Source organism: Azohydromonas australica DSM 1124 (genome assembly GCF_000430725.1).
Classification (GTDB): domain Bacteria; phylum Pseudomonadota; class Gammaproteobacteria; order Burkholderiales; family Burkholderiaceae_C; genus Azohydromonas; species Azohydromonas australica.
This window is the reverse complement of record NZ_KE387217.1, coordinates 66,165-81,676: the sequence shown is the minus strand read 5'-3', so window position 1 is coordinate 81,676 and position 15,512 is coordinate 66,165. Positions and strand designations below refer to the sequence as shown.

Sequence of the window (15,512 nt, the reverse complement as noted above, 5' to 3'; positions counted from 1 at the left end):
ACTTGCAACACCTGCCGTCATCGTCCGCCCGACGGTCCAAGCAGTCATGCCGCGCCATACGCGGCAAGTAGCCCGTGGGCTGTTCCGTTCCCCACGCGGACTTATACAAGGAGGCTTTATGAACAACGGTAGAAGCTTGCGCCGCCCGCTGCGGCAGGTTCGTGTTGCGGTGCCCATCGTTACCGCGCTGGCGCTGTCGGCGTGCGGCGGCAGCGGCAGCGGCAGCGGCAGCGGCAGCGGCAGCGCCAGCGCGCCGGCACCTGTCCAGCGGCCCAACGTTCTGGTCATTCTCGCCGACGACATGGGCTACTCGGACATCGGTGCTTTCGGCAGCGAAATCCCAACGCCCAACATCGATGCCATCGTCTCCGACGGGCGGGTTCTCACGCGCTTCTACACGGCGCCGGCCTGTTCGCCCACACGGGCCATGCTCATGTCGGGCGCCGACAGCCACCGTGTCGGCATCGCTCAGCTTGAAAACAACACGACGGCACTGTTCGGCCAGAAAAATGCGCCATTTGGCGTCGACTTCGGCTACGACAACGTCCCCGCCGGCTATGGCGGCCACTTGCTGGACTCCGTGGCCACGATGCCGCAACTGCTGCGAGACGCCGGCTACCACACCTATATGGCAGGCAAGTGGCACCTCGCCTACCAGTTCAAGTCGACGCCCACGCCGGGCTCGTACTTCCTGCCGGCTGCGTACCCGAACAAGATGGGCTTTGAGCGCTCGTTTGCGCTGCTGGATGGTGCCGGAGCGCACTTCGCGCCAGTCCCAGGAGCCCCTACCCAATTCGACCGCACGACCTATGCGCAGGACGACGTCGAACTTCCCGCTTCCAGCCTGCCGCAGGACTTCTATTCATCGACCACCTACACCGACAAGCTGATCTCGTTCATCGACTCGAACCGTGGCGACAACAAGCCGTTCTTCGCTTATGCGGCGTACACCGCGCCACATTGGCCGCTGCAAGCACCCGATGCGGACATCGCGGCGCAGGCGGGACGCTACGACGAGGGTTACGACGTTATTCGCGCCCGGCGCATCGCGCGCATGAAGCAGCTGGGCGTTCTGCCGGCTGGATTCGTCGAGAACCCTGGCTTGGCCAGCGTGGCTCAGGGCGGCACCGGCAAGAAACGCTGGAGCGAGCTCACCGCTCAGGAGCGCGCTGTGCAAGCGCGTGCCATGGAAGTGTACGCCGCCATGGTGTCCAACATGGACCGCAACATCGGTCGCATCGTGAAGTACCTGAAGGATACGGGCCAGTACGACAACACGCTGATCTTCTTCATGTCCGACAACGGCTCCGACAGTGGTGCTCCGAGCGGCACGGCAAACACGGCGAGCACGGTGCTGGCGAACATGGGAAAGCCCGGCTCGACAGTTGGGTACGGTGAGCGCTGGGCCGAGGTCAGTGCGGCGCCGTTCCGCTTGTGGAAGACCTTTACTGGCGCAGAGGGCTCGGTCAGCGCGCCTGCGTTCGTCAAAATGCCTGGAAAGAACACGGTCCATCGACCGCTCACCGTGCCAGCGCTGGTCAAGGATGTTCTGCCGACGGTCCTCGACATGGCGAATGTTCCCGTACCGGCGGGAAGCTACGCCGGACGTCAAGTGGTGCCTATCAGCGGGTCGTCGCTGCGCAGCGCGTTGCAGTCGGATGCCGATGCGCCACAGGTACGGCCCGCCACCGAGGCGATCGCACTCGAGTACTACGGGCAAGGCTACGTTCATCGCAGCGATGGGTGGAAGCTCAGCAGGACGACAGCCCCTGGGCAGGCAGCGTCAAGTTATGCCGAAGTGCCGTGGAAGCTATTCAACATGAATACCGATCGCGGTGAAACGACTGATCTGGCCGCAGCCAATCCGGACATCGTGGCTTCGCTGCTGTCTGAGTGGAACAAGTACGTCAGCGACAACAGTGTCCTCAACCTTGCGCGGCCTCCCGCCGGCAAGCGCGACGCCAGCGGTCTATAGCCGGGCATCACTCGGCGCGAAATGCGCGTCCGATAGCCATGGTTGCTGAGAGCGCCTTCTCGGCCTGGATATCGCAGGCCGAGGGGCCGTAGCTGCTGGCGCAGGTCATGCCCTCGGCGCTGCATGGCGTTGCGATGCCGTCACCATGGCGGCATGACCACCTGGGAGGGCTCTTCTCCGGCCTGCGCGGCTCGCGCCGTCAGGAGCCTGCCCCAGTCAGCCAAGCCACGTTTGATTCGAGGAGCAAGTTCGTGAACGACGCTGTGACTGTCGTGATCCAGCATCACGTGAAGCCCGACGCGGTGCCTCAATACGAGGCGTGGCTTAAGGAAATTGCTCGCGAGCGGTCAACGTTTCCCGGACACATGGGTGTCAACGTCATCCGTCCGCACAAGCCGTCGACTTCATACACCGTCGTGCTGCGCTTCGATTCACACAAGCATCTCGCCGGATGGATCGATTCAAAGACACGGCGGCAGCTTGTTGACCGCGCCGCGCCGATGCTGCTTGATGCGGAAAGCTTTGAAATCCATACCGGCCTGGAGTACTGGTTCACGCCTGACGCTATTGCGCCAGCCCGTGCCAAGGCCTCCAAGCAGTTCCTGGTCACGCTGTCGGCCATCTACCCCTTGACCCAGCTCGTCCCGAAGCTCCTGCAGCCACTGCGCGAAATTGGGATCTTCCAGGCGTGGCCATTTCTCAATGGACTGGCCGCCGCGGCGGTGATTGTCTTCCTGATGGTCTACGTCATCATGCCGCGCTACACGCGCTTGGTGGCTTCCTGGCTATTTCGATAACTCTTCCTGCCGCTATAGCATTGCCGCTTGCAGAAACAGGGCCGGCAGGAGGTGCGCGACACCGCCGATCGCGGACGACGCCTTACCCGACACCGCCGCTCGGGTGGCGCTGCGTGCCAGGTACGAGGGCATACCGGTGCGTGCAATGGTCAATCAGTACCTGTTCGGTTGATGACGCATCGGATAGCGGCGTGCTCGGCGGCATCCGGCGCCAGCTGTAGCGCCTGTCGCGCTCGCCCGAGCGGCTCGACCTGGCTGAGACCTTCGCCCAGAGTCTCGCGCGACGATGCTCACGCTCGCCACAGCGATGTAGGCCAATGGAGAACCGCGTTCCACGAGGATGCGGTCCAGGCAGGAGCCCAGGTCCTGGCCGGTGGCAAGCGCATCGGCGACGCCGGCAACATCTGGGAGCCGACCGTGCTGCTCGACGTGCCGCTGCAGGCCAAGGTTTTCAATGACGAGCCTTTCGGGGCGGTGGCGGCGATCCGCTCCTTTGACGAACTGGAGGACGCGATCTCCGAAGCCGACCGTCTGTCCTTCGGCCTAGCGGGCTACGCCTTCACGAAGTCGCTGAAGAACGCCGACCTGCTGACGCGCCGCGTGGAGGTCGGCATGCTGTGGGTCAACATGCCGGCCATGCCCAGCGCGGAGCTGCCCTTCGGAGGCGTCAAGGACTCCGGCTACGGATCCGAGGGCGGCCCCGAGGCGCCCGACGCTTACCTGAACACGCGCGCGGTGGCGGTCATGAACGTCTGAGCTCACGCATGGGGAACAGCGCCGGCGTGCGCTGCCCTTTTGCCGAGTGCGGATCACCGGCCATGGCTGTCAGCCCGGCCGCTGCAATGTGCGCAACAGCGCGCGGCTGCCCAACCTGGGTTGGCAGCGCCTGTTCGCTGGTGCTGGCGTCAGGCTTGCCAGAGGGCTGTTCAACTCCTCTGGTCAACACGAAGCGTTTTCTGAACGTGGCATCAACAATCCGAACAGCGCGGGCTTGCCTCGCGCTGGCGCTGGGCAGTGCGCTCTTTGGCAGCACGGCGCCGTCGCCCCTCTATGTCCTCTACCAGTCGCGCTGGCACTTCTCGTCCACGACGCTGACGGCGTTGTTCACGGTCTATGCCGTTGGTGTGCTGGCGTCGCTGATGACGATGGGGGCGTGTCGGACCGCCATGCGGACCGTCGTGCCGTGATCGTGCCCGCGCTGGTCGCGGTGTTGGCAGGCTCCCGGGTGTTTGCCTGGGCCTCGAGCCTGGCGGGCTTGTTCCTCGGGCGGCTGGTCACCGGGATTGGCAGCGGTGCCCTGAGCGGCGTGTGCACGGTCGCGCTGGCCGATCTCGATGCAGCATCGGGTCGCAAGCCGCGTGCGGCCATGATCGCCACACTCGCGTTCACCACTGGCGCGGCGCTCGGACCGCTGACCGCGTCGGCCGCGCTGCACATGTTTGTCTGGCCCACGGTGTTGCCGTTCGTGGTGGATGCGCTGCTGGCTGTTACGGCTATCGCAGGGCTGCTGCGACTGCCCTGGCCCATGGCATCGGGAACGTCGTTCCCCTCCTCTGCGCAGCCTGCACTGCCAAGCTGGTCCCAGCAATTCCGACCGGTCCGCTAACGCTTCATCGTGGCTTGCGCCGTGGTGGTCTCAGCCTGGTCGGTGGGTGCTGCTTTCATGGCTTTTGGCCCGACGCTGGCGCGAGAAGCCCTGCCAGGACTGGGTACAGGAAGCGCGGGACTTATCGCCGCGCTGTTGTGCTATTCAGGGCCGTCTGCATGGAGAAAGACACGCCCAGGTGTCCCGAAGCGTGCATTGGTCAAGAACTTGTCGTCGCTGTGCGGTCCGCGCTGCCCAACGCGTCCAAGACGATCGTCCGGCATGCGGGAGCCCAGCCAAGAGCTTTGGCAGCCGTGCCTGCAAGACGGTCCGATCCAGCCGTGTCCTGGGCTCGTTTCTCCAACGTGATTGGCTGCTGGCATCGGATTGCCGCCAGCGGCTGTGCATGGCTGCGCGAACGCGAACCGTACCGGAGATAGACGGTGTGACGGCCGGGCTCGATGCCGTATAGCCCTGACATGAGCACGGCACTGGGAGTTCGGGCGCACTGACTTCTCGGGGCAAGGGGGCTGGCGTACGAGGAAAGCGCGAGCCGACCTCCGGGACAGGCCGTTCGTCATCCCACGTGGCAGCAGCAAATGCGCGCACGGCAAGTGGTCCCTTCACCATATATACCTCATATCGTGATATTTTCCAGCAGGAACTTGTCGCCTTCCCTGAGCCAAAACGATGCTTCGCACGGCCCTGACCGATATGTTCGGCATCGAGCACCCGATCGTTCTCGCACCCATGGGCGGTGTGTCAGGCGGCCGGCTGGCTGCGGCCGTTTCCAACGCCGGGGGGCTTGGCCTTGTCGGCGGTGGTTATGGAGACAGCGGGTGGCTGAGCCGCGAGTTGTCGCTGGTGAAGAGCCAGACCAGCCATCCATGGGGCGTTGGTCTCATCACCTGGTCGGCCGATGCATCAATTGTCGACTTGGCGCTGGGGTACAGGCCGTACGCCGTCATGCTGTCTTTCGGCGATCCCAGGCCGTACGGATCGATCGTCAAGGCGGCCGGGTGCCACCTGATCTGCCAGGTTCAGGACGTGGCCGGCGCGCGCTTGGCCCTTGAGGCAGGCGCCGACGTCATCGTGGCACAAGGCACCGAAGCGGGCGGCCACGGTGCTGGACGCTCGACGCTGGCGCTGGTGCCCGCCGTCGTCGACGCGGTCACGCCAACAACGGTGCTGGCGGCCGGTGGCATTGCCGATGGACGCGGATTGGCGGCAGCACTGATGCTCGGCGCGCAGGGAGCACTGATTGGCACACGTTTCTACGCCAGCAAAGAAGCACTGGGCCATCCACAAGCCAAGCGCATGATCGTCGACGCCCGTGGCGAGGACACCTGCAGGACAACGGTGTTCGATGTGGTACGCAAGCTGGCATGGCCACAGCCGTACGACGGGCGTGCGCTGCGCAACGGCTTCGTCGAGCGCTGGAGAGGTCGGGAGGAGGAACTGGCCGCCCAGGTGGACACGCAGTACCACGTGTACGCGTCGGCGGTACAGGCCGCAGATCACGACGTCGCCGTCGTGTGGGCAGGCGAAGGAGTCGACCTGATCAACGGGATTGAACCGGCCGGTGACATCGTGCAGCGAATGGCCACCGAGGCAACGGACCGGTTGAGATGGGGCGGGAGGCTTGCATGAAGCTCAACATCCTCTCGGACCTGCACCTGGGCTTCGGCCCGATGGACCGCCCGGAGAACGACGCGGACGTGGTCGTCCTGGCGGGCGACATCTCGCGACACAGAGAGGCGGTGGCCTGGGCCTTGCGCTTCGAGCGCCCGGTGATCTACGTCCCCGGAAATCACGAGTTCTACGGCAGCTGCGTCGAAGCGGTCATGCAAGATCTCAAGCAGCTGTGTGCCCGCACGCAAGTCCACGTTCTCGATGACGGTGAATTGGTGATAGGAAACGTGCGCTTCCTCGGCACCACGCTGTGGAGCGACTTCAAGGTGTTCGGCGAGGGCGAGCAAAAGGCTGCCGCCATGGCCGAGGCGCGACAGTCGATACGCGACTTCAGCAGGATCCGGGGAACCACGTCGACGAGCTCGGCGTTCACGCCAGAAGATGCAGCGGCCCTGTTCGAGCAGCATGCCACCTGGCTCGACAGCCGGCTCAGAGCGCCTCATGACGGACCCACGGTCGTCGTCACGCATCACGCTCCTTCGGCGCAGAGCATCCATCCGCGGTTCACCGGCTCGCTGTTGAACGCGTGTTTTGTTTCCAGGGCCGAGCACCTCCTGGGCGCCGACCGTGTGCAGCTTTGGGTCCATGGCCATACCCATGACAGTTTTGACTACATGCTCAACGGGACGCGCGTGGTCTGCAATCCGCGAGGCTATGCAAAGGGTGGTATCAACGAGAACCCGCTCTTTGACCCGGACCTGATGATCGAGATCGGTGGTGATGCCGGGAGAGCTCAAACACCGAACCGGGATGCCCCACCACGGGCCGGCGACCATGCAAGCCAACGATGATGGGCTCGGCCGCGTCGCTCTCCATCGAGCTGACTCAGCTCTCGCTCTCGTCGTTGAATGCGCCAATGTTCCGGACCGAGAACACGTTTGACAACGAGCGCAGCTCCGTGCGGTGCAGCGCAGCAAGCCGCGCGATGCACTGCTCACCCCTCTTGGTGAGATGAACTTCGACCTGGCGGCGATCGACCGCCCCAGTCACCCGTTGTACCAGCCCGGCGCTCTCACACCGCGTGACGAGCGCGACAACGCCGTGGTGCTGAGCCTGCAGCCGCTCGGCCAGCTCGCCAATCGTGGCCCACTCCCGACCCGGAAAGCCCTTCAGGTGCAGCATCAGCTGGTACTGCAAAGGCGTCACCCCCTCGCCCTGCACTGCATCCTCGCTGAAACGCATGAAGCGGCGCAGCTGGTATCGGAACTCGGACAGCAGCTCGTAGTCGGCCTTGGTCACTGGCGCTGTCTTCCTTGTCATGGAGGCACCCGTCAAGGTGAGGTTTCTGGCGTGCGGTATATCACGGTGTGACGTAGATGGCGGCTGTTTTCCCGCAGTATCCATGGGCAGGCTGGTTAAGGACGGCAGCGATCAACACCGCAGGCCCAGAGCGAGACGCGGTCGGTGCTGTGCACGTGTCGTGTGTCGAAGAAGCAGCTGCTGGCGTCCGGCCATGCCGACGATTTTTATCGGATCGGTGCCGTTGCTCTCTCACAATGACAGGATGGGAAATGCGCTCACCTGACGATCGACCCGCAGCGGTTGTCAGACTGAGCGCGATCCGGTCTTGGCCTGTACCCCAGCTTGCGGCCAGCGACGCCAAATGGCACCTTGCCAGGCTGTTCAGCTTCTTGTAACCAGTCCTGAGCTGCCCGCCATATCGGCGTGGTCAGCTACGCTGTCGTCCTGCGATCTGGATACGCCGGAACACGCCGCCTCGGGCGTGGATCCCTTGCGGCTGTGGCGCTGCCGTCCGCGTCACGCGGCTGGTATCGGAAAGCTCTGCATGCGCGTGGAGGGCGCATCAGGTCGCGACCCTGGGTCTTTTGGGATGCATGACAGGAGCTCACTTTGAACACGACTTCCCCGAAGAAAATCGCGCTGGTCACTGGTGCGGGCAGCGGCATCGGGCGCGCCGTTGCGCTCGGTTTGCTCAGCGATGGATGGACTGTGGTGCTGGCAGGACGGCGCGCTGAGCCCTTGCAGACATTGGCGACCGAGGCTGGACGGCGCGGCCAAACGGCGCTTGCCGTACCTACCGATGTGACTGACCCTGGCAGCGTCCAGGCGCTTTTCGACACCATCGGGCACAGCTTCGGGCGGCTGGACTTGCTGTTCAACAACGCTGGCGTGAATGCTCCGGCGCTTCCGATGGACGAGTTGCCCTTGGAGAAGTGGTTCGACGTGCTCAATACCAACGTGACAGGGGTGTTCCTTTGCGCGCGCGCGGCCTTTGGTCTGATGCGCCGCCAGTCGCCACAGGGCGGTCGCATCATCAACAACGGCTCGATCTCGGCGCATACGCCACGCCCTTTCACCGCGCCCTATACCGCCAGCAAGCACGCAGTGACGGGCCTGACCAAGGCGCTGGCGCTGGATGGCCGCGCCTTCAACATCGTGGCCAGTCAGATCGACATCGGCAATGCGCTGACCGAGCTGTCCGAGCGCATGACGCGCGGTGTGTTGCAGGCCAACGGCACCGTGGCTCCGGAACCCATGATGGACGTCAACCACGTCGCCAATGCGGTGTGTCACATCGCCGCACTGCCGCTGGAGACCAATGTGTTGAACCTGACTATCATGGCCAGCGCGATGCCGTATGTCGGGCGTGGCTGAGGCCAAGGCATAGCGCCACGGGGGTTGATGCCAACCGTGATGCCACCGAACGCTGCCGTTCACGCAAGGACTGAAGTCCTCCCGTCCTGGATATCTGCCGCGCGCATTGGCTGGCTTCGTATCGGCATGGGAGTCGCTGTTGTGACACCCAGCGCCAGTCGCACGACCACTTGATGCCTGCGTCCGGCCCAGCCCTTGTTCAAGAACGTGGCAGTCGGCTGCGGCGCCGGTGCATCGGTGCGTGACGTGCTTGTGGGCCGCGTCAACTGGCGCTGGGTAACGCCTGCGCCACCTCCCACACCGGCAGCACGTCCACCCGCTCGGACAGTGGGTAGCGCCGGGGCACCGGTGCCAGGACAAAGGCACGTTCGAGCTGCAGGTCGTCAATGGCGTGCCAGAAGCCCCGGCTGGGCTTGGGCGCCGACGAGAACTTGATCTCGATGCCGGTGCGTCGTCCCCGATGCTCGATCACCAGGTCGATCTCGGCGCCTGCGGCCGTGCGGTAGAAGCCCATTTGCGCATCCCCGGGCAGCTGCGTGGCCACCTGCTCCACCACGAACCCCTCCCACGAGGCGCCGGCTACGGGGTGTCCCTGCAGGTCGCGCACCGTTGCCAGGCCCAACAGCGCGTGCAGGATGCCACTGTCGCGCAGGTAGACCTTGGGCGACTTCACCAGGCGCTTGCCAACGTTGGCCAGGAACGGTTCCAGGCGCCGCATCATCAGCGTGTCCACCAGCAGGTCTAGGTAGCGCGCCACGGTGGTGTGCGCGGCGCCGCCCAGCGCCACGCCGAGCTGCGATGCGTTGAAGAGCTGGCCCTGGACGTGCGCGAGCATCGTCCAGAACCGCCGCAGGGTTTCCGCAGGCACGCGCACGCCCATCCCGGGCAGGTCACGCTGCAGGAAGGTGCGGATGAAGTCCTGGCGCCATACGTAAGCGGCCTCGTCGTCTGCGGCGAGGTGGCTCAGCGGGAAGCCGCCCCGCAGCCACAGCGACTGCAGTGCGCCCAGGTCCGGCGCAGCGGCGTCCAGCACTTCGGCCACGGCCAGCGGCGCCAGCTCCAGATACGCGATCCGGCCTGCCAGCGATTCGCTCGTCTGCCGCAGCAACTCCCCCGACGCCGAGCCCAGCAGCAGGAACCGCCCGGGCCGCCGGTCGGCGTCGATCTCGGGACGCAGCGCCGAGAACAGCTCCGGTGCGAACTGCACCTCGTCAATGACCACGAACCGGTCCCGGTGCGCGGCCAGGAACAGCTGCGGCAGCGCCAGCGCCGCGCGGTCCGAGGCGAGTTCCATGTCCAGCACCAGTGCGCCGGGCCGGTTGGCGGCCAGCTCGCGCGCCAGGGTGGTCTTGCCCACCTGGCGGGGGCCCAGCAATGCCACGGCTGGAGACTGTTCCAGGCGCCGTTGGGCAAGTACCTGCAAGCTGCGTTCTATCATCCTTGTATTTTGAGCGGCATACGCTCAATTTACAAGGATAGAGGCGGCCACGGTTCAGTGCGCCGGCGCGCTATCGATGATCTCAATGAGGTCCCAGGCGAGGAGAGCTTCGGGTGGAGGTTGTTCAGTGACCGCTATGCCGATGCTGCTCACGCGCGCCATGAAGCGCAGTTCGCCGATGCCCAGGCTCAGCTCGATGTTGGCAACCAGGGCGCCCGGGCCATCTTCAGGGTCCTCGTCTGTCACGGCTGACTGCGACTCGAAGAAGGCCATGTCAAAGGTGCCGGGCGCTGCTGTGCCGGGCTCGGCCATGAAGCGCATTCTTCTGGAACGGGACATCGCGGCCGAGAACTTCCAGTGAGGTGAACTCGCGTGCCATCTCCTTGGGCGTCGGCTGCGTAAAGGCGAAAATCTGGATGCGTGGCGGCATCGCCGGCGCCGCGGCCACTAACGCCTGCACCGTCTCGATGCCGTCGGGATCGTGGTTGCAGCCGATGGCGATTCGCAGCACGGCGCTGTCGCCGGCCGGTATCGAGTCCACCTTGACCGTCAGCAGCGGGTCGATGTCGGCGACAGGGTTGCGCAGTGTCTGCACGATCTGGCCAATGCGCTGGAGGCCTTGCTGGAGTCCGTGGCTGGTGGGCACGGCGTCCAGCACTGCGCGCAACCGGGCACTGTTGTTCAACACCGTTTGCCGAAACTCGCGTGCCTTGTGCGGGTCCATGGACTGTTGCCTGGTGAGGGTTCCGGGCTGGGCAACAGGTTGCACGCCCACGGGCGCGATGATGCTTGACTGCTGGTGTGGCACTCTCATGGCATGCCAGACGCCTTCGATGCTCGACCACCTCAGCAGTTGCGTGCCTGCTACCAGGTCCAAGACTCCTGGCGTTCGATGCCGCGACGCAGACGGGCACGACAGCTTGAGCATGATCCGCAGGTTGGCCCGTGGCGACGACTCGTTCATGGACACCGCTCATGCAAGGCGAAGCGGCAACTCCACGCTGAAGACGCTGCCCCGGCCCGACTGACTTTGCACGGACAGCGCCCCGCCCATCACGTCCACCAGGCGCCGCACGATGGACAGGCCCAACCCCGCGCCTCCGAAACGCCGCGTGGTGGAGCCATCGGCCTGCGTGAACGGTTCAAAGATGCGGGCCTGCTGCTCAGGCGCAATGCCGATCCCCGTGTCCGTTACTTCAAAGCGCAGCATGGCCTGTGCGCCCTCGCAGCTCGTCTGCCGTACGCTCAGCACGACGCTGCCTGAGGGCGTGAACTTCACGGCGTTGCCTGCGAGATTGATAAGCACCTGCTTGAGCCGCAGGGGGTCGCCCATCAGCTGCGCGGGCAGCCCTGGCGCAGCATCAAGCCGCAGCTCCAGCCCCTTGGCATCCGCCTGGGGGCGCACCAGCGCACAAACCTCCTGCAGCAACGGCGCGAGCTCAAAGCGGACCGCTTTGAGCTTGAATTCGCCGGCCTCGATGCGCGAGAAGTCCAGCACGTCACTGGTGAGTGCGAGCAGTTGCTCGCCAGCCTGGTGGATGTGGTGGATGAAGCGGGCCGCGTCCTGCGGCAACTCCTTTTCCTTCAGCAGCTGACTCAGGCCGATGACCGCGTTGAGCGGCGTGCGGATCTCGTGGCTCATGTTGGCCAGGAAAGCGGTCTTGGCCCGCGTGGCAGCCTCCGCCTGTTGAGCGCGGCGCCTGAGCTCCTGCTGCAGCGCCTGCAGCTGCTGCTCGCGGGCCTTGCGCTCGCTGTTGTCCACCAGCGTCGCACGCATGGGCGCGGCGGCTGATCCAGTGCCCGGCGCGGCGACCATGCTCAGCAGCATGGGCATCGTGCTGCCGTCCTCGAACATGAAGTCCAGTTCCTGTTCCATCACCCTGCCCTGGCGCATGACGGCGTCGATGCAACTGTCCAGCCTCCCGCGGCTGGCTGGCGCCAGCAGCTCGCGCAGGTCATGGCCGATCAGCTCATGGCGCGCACGGCCCAGCATCCCGAGCAGGGTGTGGTTGGCTTCGAGAACCGTGCCATCGGCAACCAACGAGACATAGCCGCAGGGCGCTTCATCGTAGAGGTCAGCGATGGTGTGGGCGCGCTCGACCAGCGCCGCGTTGGCCTCCGTCAGCTCGGCGGTGCGCTGAGCGACCAACTGCTCCTGCGTCTGCAGACTGCTTGCCAAGGCGTTGATGCCCTTTGCCATGCGTTGCTCGTGGACCAGCGACACAAAGCAGATCGAGCCGAAGGCGATCAGGACGGTCCCCGGCAGCAGTGTGAAGAGCTGTGCCAGCGAGAGCGAGCCTGGCATGAGCTGCTCTGCTCTGCTGCTGAGCCCCATCACCGCCCGCAAGGCAAAGGCTGCAGACAGCGTGGCATAACACAACAGCGCCGCCAGCGTCGATGCAGAGCGGCGAGCGCGCAAGAAGCGCAACAGCAGGCACGCCGTCATGGCCAGCATCACGGCGAACGCGAGGGAGATGGTGGTGAACGGTATCTGGCGTGACAGCCCAAGGAAATAGCCGGCCAGCACCCCGCTCATGCCGAAAGCCGACCAGGCTGCGGTCCAGCCGGGCCGTGGTGCGACGCCGAGCAGTCGGGCGTGCGCCTCATGGCTCCAGTGCGGCAGGCCAAAGGCCAGTGCATTGGCCAGCACGAACGACAGCAGCAACGGTGCCCGGCCGCGCAGGAAATAGAGCAGGCAGGCGCCCCCGACCGCTGCCATGGCCTTGCTCCACGCAATGAGAGCGGCCCGGTACTCGGGCATCGCGCGCGCGAAGCTCAAGGACACCGCGGCCATCAGGATCGCAAAGACTCCCAGCGAGAACAACAGCGTGTGCGGGTCCAGCACGCGCGCTTCAAGAGCAGCCAACATCAACTCCCCGATCTTCTCCCGATGATCGGGTCAAGTCACGTAATGTTGCAATCTGCCATTGACGTATCCCGTGCAGCACTGCGCCGAAGTTGGCCTCCCATGCATGGCCCGTGGCGAAGCGACCACAGCGCCGCGCCGGAATTCAGCGCAAAGAACCGTGTCCGGTGGCATCCGGACTGGTTGCGAACGGGTGCCAGGGCACAGCCTTCGGCTGGCACTGGACGCATTGAAGCGGCAGGGCTCGCCGTGCTGGTGCCGGGTTCGCCCGGCTTGGGCAGCTCCTGCGCTCAGCAGCACAGAACCGGGCTTGCGTGCTGCCCATCGCTCCCCGGTGCGTGGCGCTCTGCTCTGCAGGCTTCGATGCCCGCTGCCTTGTCCGCCGGCCTGGCCGCCGCCGCTGCGCGCTTCGCCAGCCCCCGGCACGCTGCGCTCGGCGTCCCGGAGTGAGATCTGAGAGGGTTGTATACAAATTGCATCAGTCACTCCTCCAGTGGCCGTGCTGATCAGCAACCCTGGCATGCTGCGCCTCCCGGGCCGTTGGTCTCTTTGTTTTCACTTTTGTTTTGAACGTGCAGCACTTGCTGGCCTTGTTGCGCTGGCCCGCGGTGGTGTTCCTGACGGGTCTGGCTGCCGCAGGGACCACTGCCTGGTGGCAGAAGGAGAGGAACGACGCACTGCAGCAGTCCCAGCTGCGTGCCGCAGCGCAAGAAGCGGCCGAGCAGCTGCGCCAGCGCATGCTGCTCTACGAGCGCGGTGTGCGCAGTGCGCGCTCGGTCGTGCTGGGCGTCGGCCCCGACCAGATCACCCGCGAGGCCTTCCAACGGGCGCTGGGGTCAAGCGATTTCCAGCGCCTGTACCCAGGCATTCGCGCTTTCGGGTTCGTGCGCCGCGTGCCGGCCGCGCAGGAGGCGGCTTTCGTGCAGGCCGTGCGCTCTGACGGCAATCCAGACTTTCGCATCAAGCCCATCACGCCGCATGCCGGCGAGCGCTTCGTGCTGCAACTCGTGGAGCCGCTGGAGGGCAACGCAGGAGCGCTGGGGGTCGACATGGCGTCCGAGCCCGCAAGGCGCGAAGTCGCACTGGCGGCGATGCACGGCGCAGGTACGGCACTGAGCGCGCCATTGCAGGTGACCCCGGTCATTCAGGGGCGCGAGTACGGCTTCCTGCTGGTGCTGCCAATCTACCGGACACTTGATCCACCGCTGCCATCGCAACGCGACGCTCAAACCCTCGGCTGGGCCGTCGGTGCGCTCTTCACGCACGAGGTGCTGCACGACTTCATTGAGCCCAGTGGTAACCTGGCCCTGGCCCTCTCGGACACCACGCAGGCGGATCGGGCAGTGCAGCTGTTCACCTCGGCAGCATGGCACGCAGTCGCACCAGCGGGGTTGACGCAGCAGGCGACGCTGGATCTGTACGGGCGCCGCTGGCTGGTGGAGGTGCAGGCACTCCCGTCTTTCATCGAGCAGTTGGACTTGAGACGCCCTGCGGACGTCATGGTGGCCGGAATCCTGCTGTCTGTATTGCTGGCGCTGCTCACGCACGCGGGCGGCTTGGTGGTCAGCAGTAGGCACCTCGCCGAAGAAGAGCGCGCCAGCCGCGCGGCGGTGTTCGACAGCGCGCACGACGCCATCGTCGTCCACACCCTCGACGACGAGGTGTCGAGTTGGAATGCCGGCGCACAGCGGCTGCTGGGCTGGGCACAGCATGACGTGCTGGGACACAGGCTACGGGCACTCGCGGTGCCCGCAGATCGGCAGCAGGAGTATCGACAAATGCTGGGGCGGGTTGGCGAGGGGCAGGACGTACCGCCCTTTGACACCGTGCGCCTGCACCGCTCGGGCCACACGCTGGACGTGGCGGTCTCCATGGCGCCGATCCGTGACCGGCAGGGCCGCGTCACGGGCGTGGCCACCACGATGCGCGACATTCGCTCGCAACGTGCCGCACAAACCTTGATCCTGGCTCTCAACGCCACACTGGAGCAGCAGGTGCAGCAGCGCACCGCCGAGCTGCAGGTGCTGGCCGAGCGCGAAAGCGCAATCCTGGCCGCGGCCGGCAGCGCCATCGTCGCGACCGATGCCGAGGATCGCATCGTGCTGTTCAATCCCGCGGCGGAGCAGCTCACCGGGCACCTGGAGCAAGAGGTGCTGGGCCAGAAGGCGATCGCACTGCTTTTCGATCCTCATGAGCTGCGTGAGCGCTCCCTGGGCCTGCAGCTCCAGGCCGGCGGCCACTTGCAGGACACCGAGGTGGTCATGTCGCACCTCAACGGTGGAGACCATGCCGAGTGGCAGCTGGTGCGCAGCGACGGGGCGCGCGTGCCCGTGCTGCTGGACGTTCGGGTACTCCACGATGGCGACTCCACGATGCACGGCTTGGTGTACGTGGCTGTGGATCTCTCCGAGCGCAAGCGGCTTGAGGAGGCGCTCAGGCAACGCACAGAGGACGCCGAGGCGGCCAGCCGTGCCAAGAGCAGCTTCCTGGCCAACATGAGCCACGAGATCCGCACACCGTTGCACGGGATGCTGGGCATGGCC

13 protein-coding genes and 1 pseudogene are annotated in these 15,512 nt (G+C 65.4%); 9 read left to right on the top strand and 5 right to left on the bottom strand.

Annotated elements, in window-relative coordinates; all coding sequences use genetic code 11:
* Positions 1-118: 118 nt before the first annotated feature.
* The 7 genes and pseudogenes from H537_RS48115 (at position 119) to H537_RS48105 (ending at position 6,840) form a co-directional block, all read left to right on the top strand.
* Complete coding sequence (locus H537_RS48115; RefSeq protein WP_169517186.1) at positions 119-1,975, top strand: arylsulfatase; 1,857 nt, start codon at positions 119-121, stop codon at positions 1,973-1,975.
* 251 nt (positions 1,976-2,226) lie between these two features.
* Complete coding sequence (locus H537_RS0137995; RefSeq protein ID WP_029002021.1) at positions 2,227-2,772, top strand: antibiotic biosynthesis monooxygenase; 546 nt, start codon at positions 2,227-2,229, stop codon at positions 2,770-2,772.
* A gap of 336 nt (positions 2,773-3,108) precedes the next feature.
* A pseudogene (locus H537_RS0137990) lies at positions 3,109-3,528 on the top strand (aldehyde dehydrogenase family protein); the annotation flags it as partial.
* 62 nt (positions 3,529-3,590) lie between these two features.
* Positions 3,591-3,959, top strand: a complete 369-nt coding sequence (locus H537_RS54095) for a hypothetical protein (protein WP_156902223.1) — start codon at positions 3,591-3,593, stop codon at positions 3,957-3,959.
* Positions 3,956-4,378, top strand: coding sequence for an MFS transporter (locus H537_RS50140; RefSeq protein ID WP_029002018.1), 423 nt, complete (start codon positions 3,956-3,958; stop codon positions 4,376-4,378). Before H537_RS54095 ends, H537_RS50140 begins: the two co-directional genes overlap by 4 nt.
* 669 nt (positions 4,379-5,047) lie before the next feature.
* Positions 5,048-6,007, top strand: coding sequence for an NAD(P)H-dependent flavin oxidoreductase (locus tag H537_RS0137975; protein ID WP_029002017.1), 960 nt, complete (start codon positions 5,048-5,050; stop codon positions 6,005-6,007).
* Positions 6,004-6,840 (top strand): metallophosphoesterase, encoded by an 837-nt coding sequence (locus tag H537_RS48105; RefSeq protein ID WP_084151277.1) that lies wholly within the window; start codon positions 6,004-6,006, stop codon positions 6,838-6,840. The genes H537_RS0137975 and H537_RS48105 overlap by 4 nt, the downstream gene beginning before the upstream one ends.
* A gap of 34 nt (positions 6,841-6,874) precedes the next feature.
* Here the strand turns inward: H537_RS48105 and H537_RS0137965 are convergent, their stop codons facing one another.
* Complete coding sequence (locus H537_RS0137965) at positions 6,875-7,309, bottom strand: MarR family winged helix-turn-helix transcriptional regulator (RefSeq protein WP_029002016.1); 435 nt, start codon at positions 7,307-7,309, stop codon at positions 6,875-6,877.
* A 591-nt stretch (positions 7,310-7,900) separates the two neighbouring features.
* On the opposite strand from H537_RS0137965, the gene H537_RS0137960 reads away from it, so the two are divergent.
* Entirely contained in the window at positions 7,901-8,665 is a 765-nt protein-coding gene (locus H537_RS0137960) for an SDR family oxidoreductase (RefSeq protein WP_029002015.1), read from the top strand.
* Positions 8,666-8,927: 262 nt separating this feature from the next.
* Here the strand turns inward: H537_RS0137960 and H537_RS0137955 are convergent, their stop codons facing one another.
* The 4 genes from H537_RS0137955 to H537_RS0137940 form a co-directional block, all read right to left on the bottom strand.
* On the bottom strand, positions 8,928-10,046 hold the full coding sequence (locus tag H537_RS0137955; RefSeq protein WP_238446950.1) for an ATP-binding protein: 1,119 nt from the start codon (positions 10,044-10,046) through the stop codon (positions 8,928-8,930).
* A 111-nt stretch (positions 10,047-10,157) separates the two neighbouring features.
* On the bottom strand, positions 10,158-10,415 hold the full coding sequence (locus tag H537_RS0137950; RefSeq protein WP_156902222.1) for a hypothetical protein: 258 nt from the start codon (positions 10,413-10,415) through the stop codon (positions 10,158-10,160).
* Positions 10,378-10,827, bottom strand: a complete 450-nt coding sequence (locus H537_RS0137945) for a hypothetical protein (protein ID WP_029002012.1) — start codon at positions 10,825-10,827, stop codon at positions 10,378-10,380. Before H537_RS0137945 ends, H537_RS0137950 begins: the two co-directional genes overlap by 38 nt.
* Before the next feature lie 249 nt (positions 10,828-11,076).
* Entirely contained in the window at positions 11,077-12,969 is a 1,893-nt protein-coding gene (locus tag H537_RS0137940) for a sensor histidine kinase (RefSeq protein ID WP_169517185.1), read from the bottom strand.
* A gap of 581 nt (positions 12,970-13,550) precedes the next feature.
* Here H537_RS0137940 and H537_RS48100 point away from each other — a divergent pair.
* On the top strand, positions 13,551-15,512 hold a 1,962-nt coding region (locus tag H537_RS48100), incomplete at its 3' end, for a CHASE domain-containing protein (RefSeq protein ID WP_211235152.1).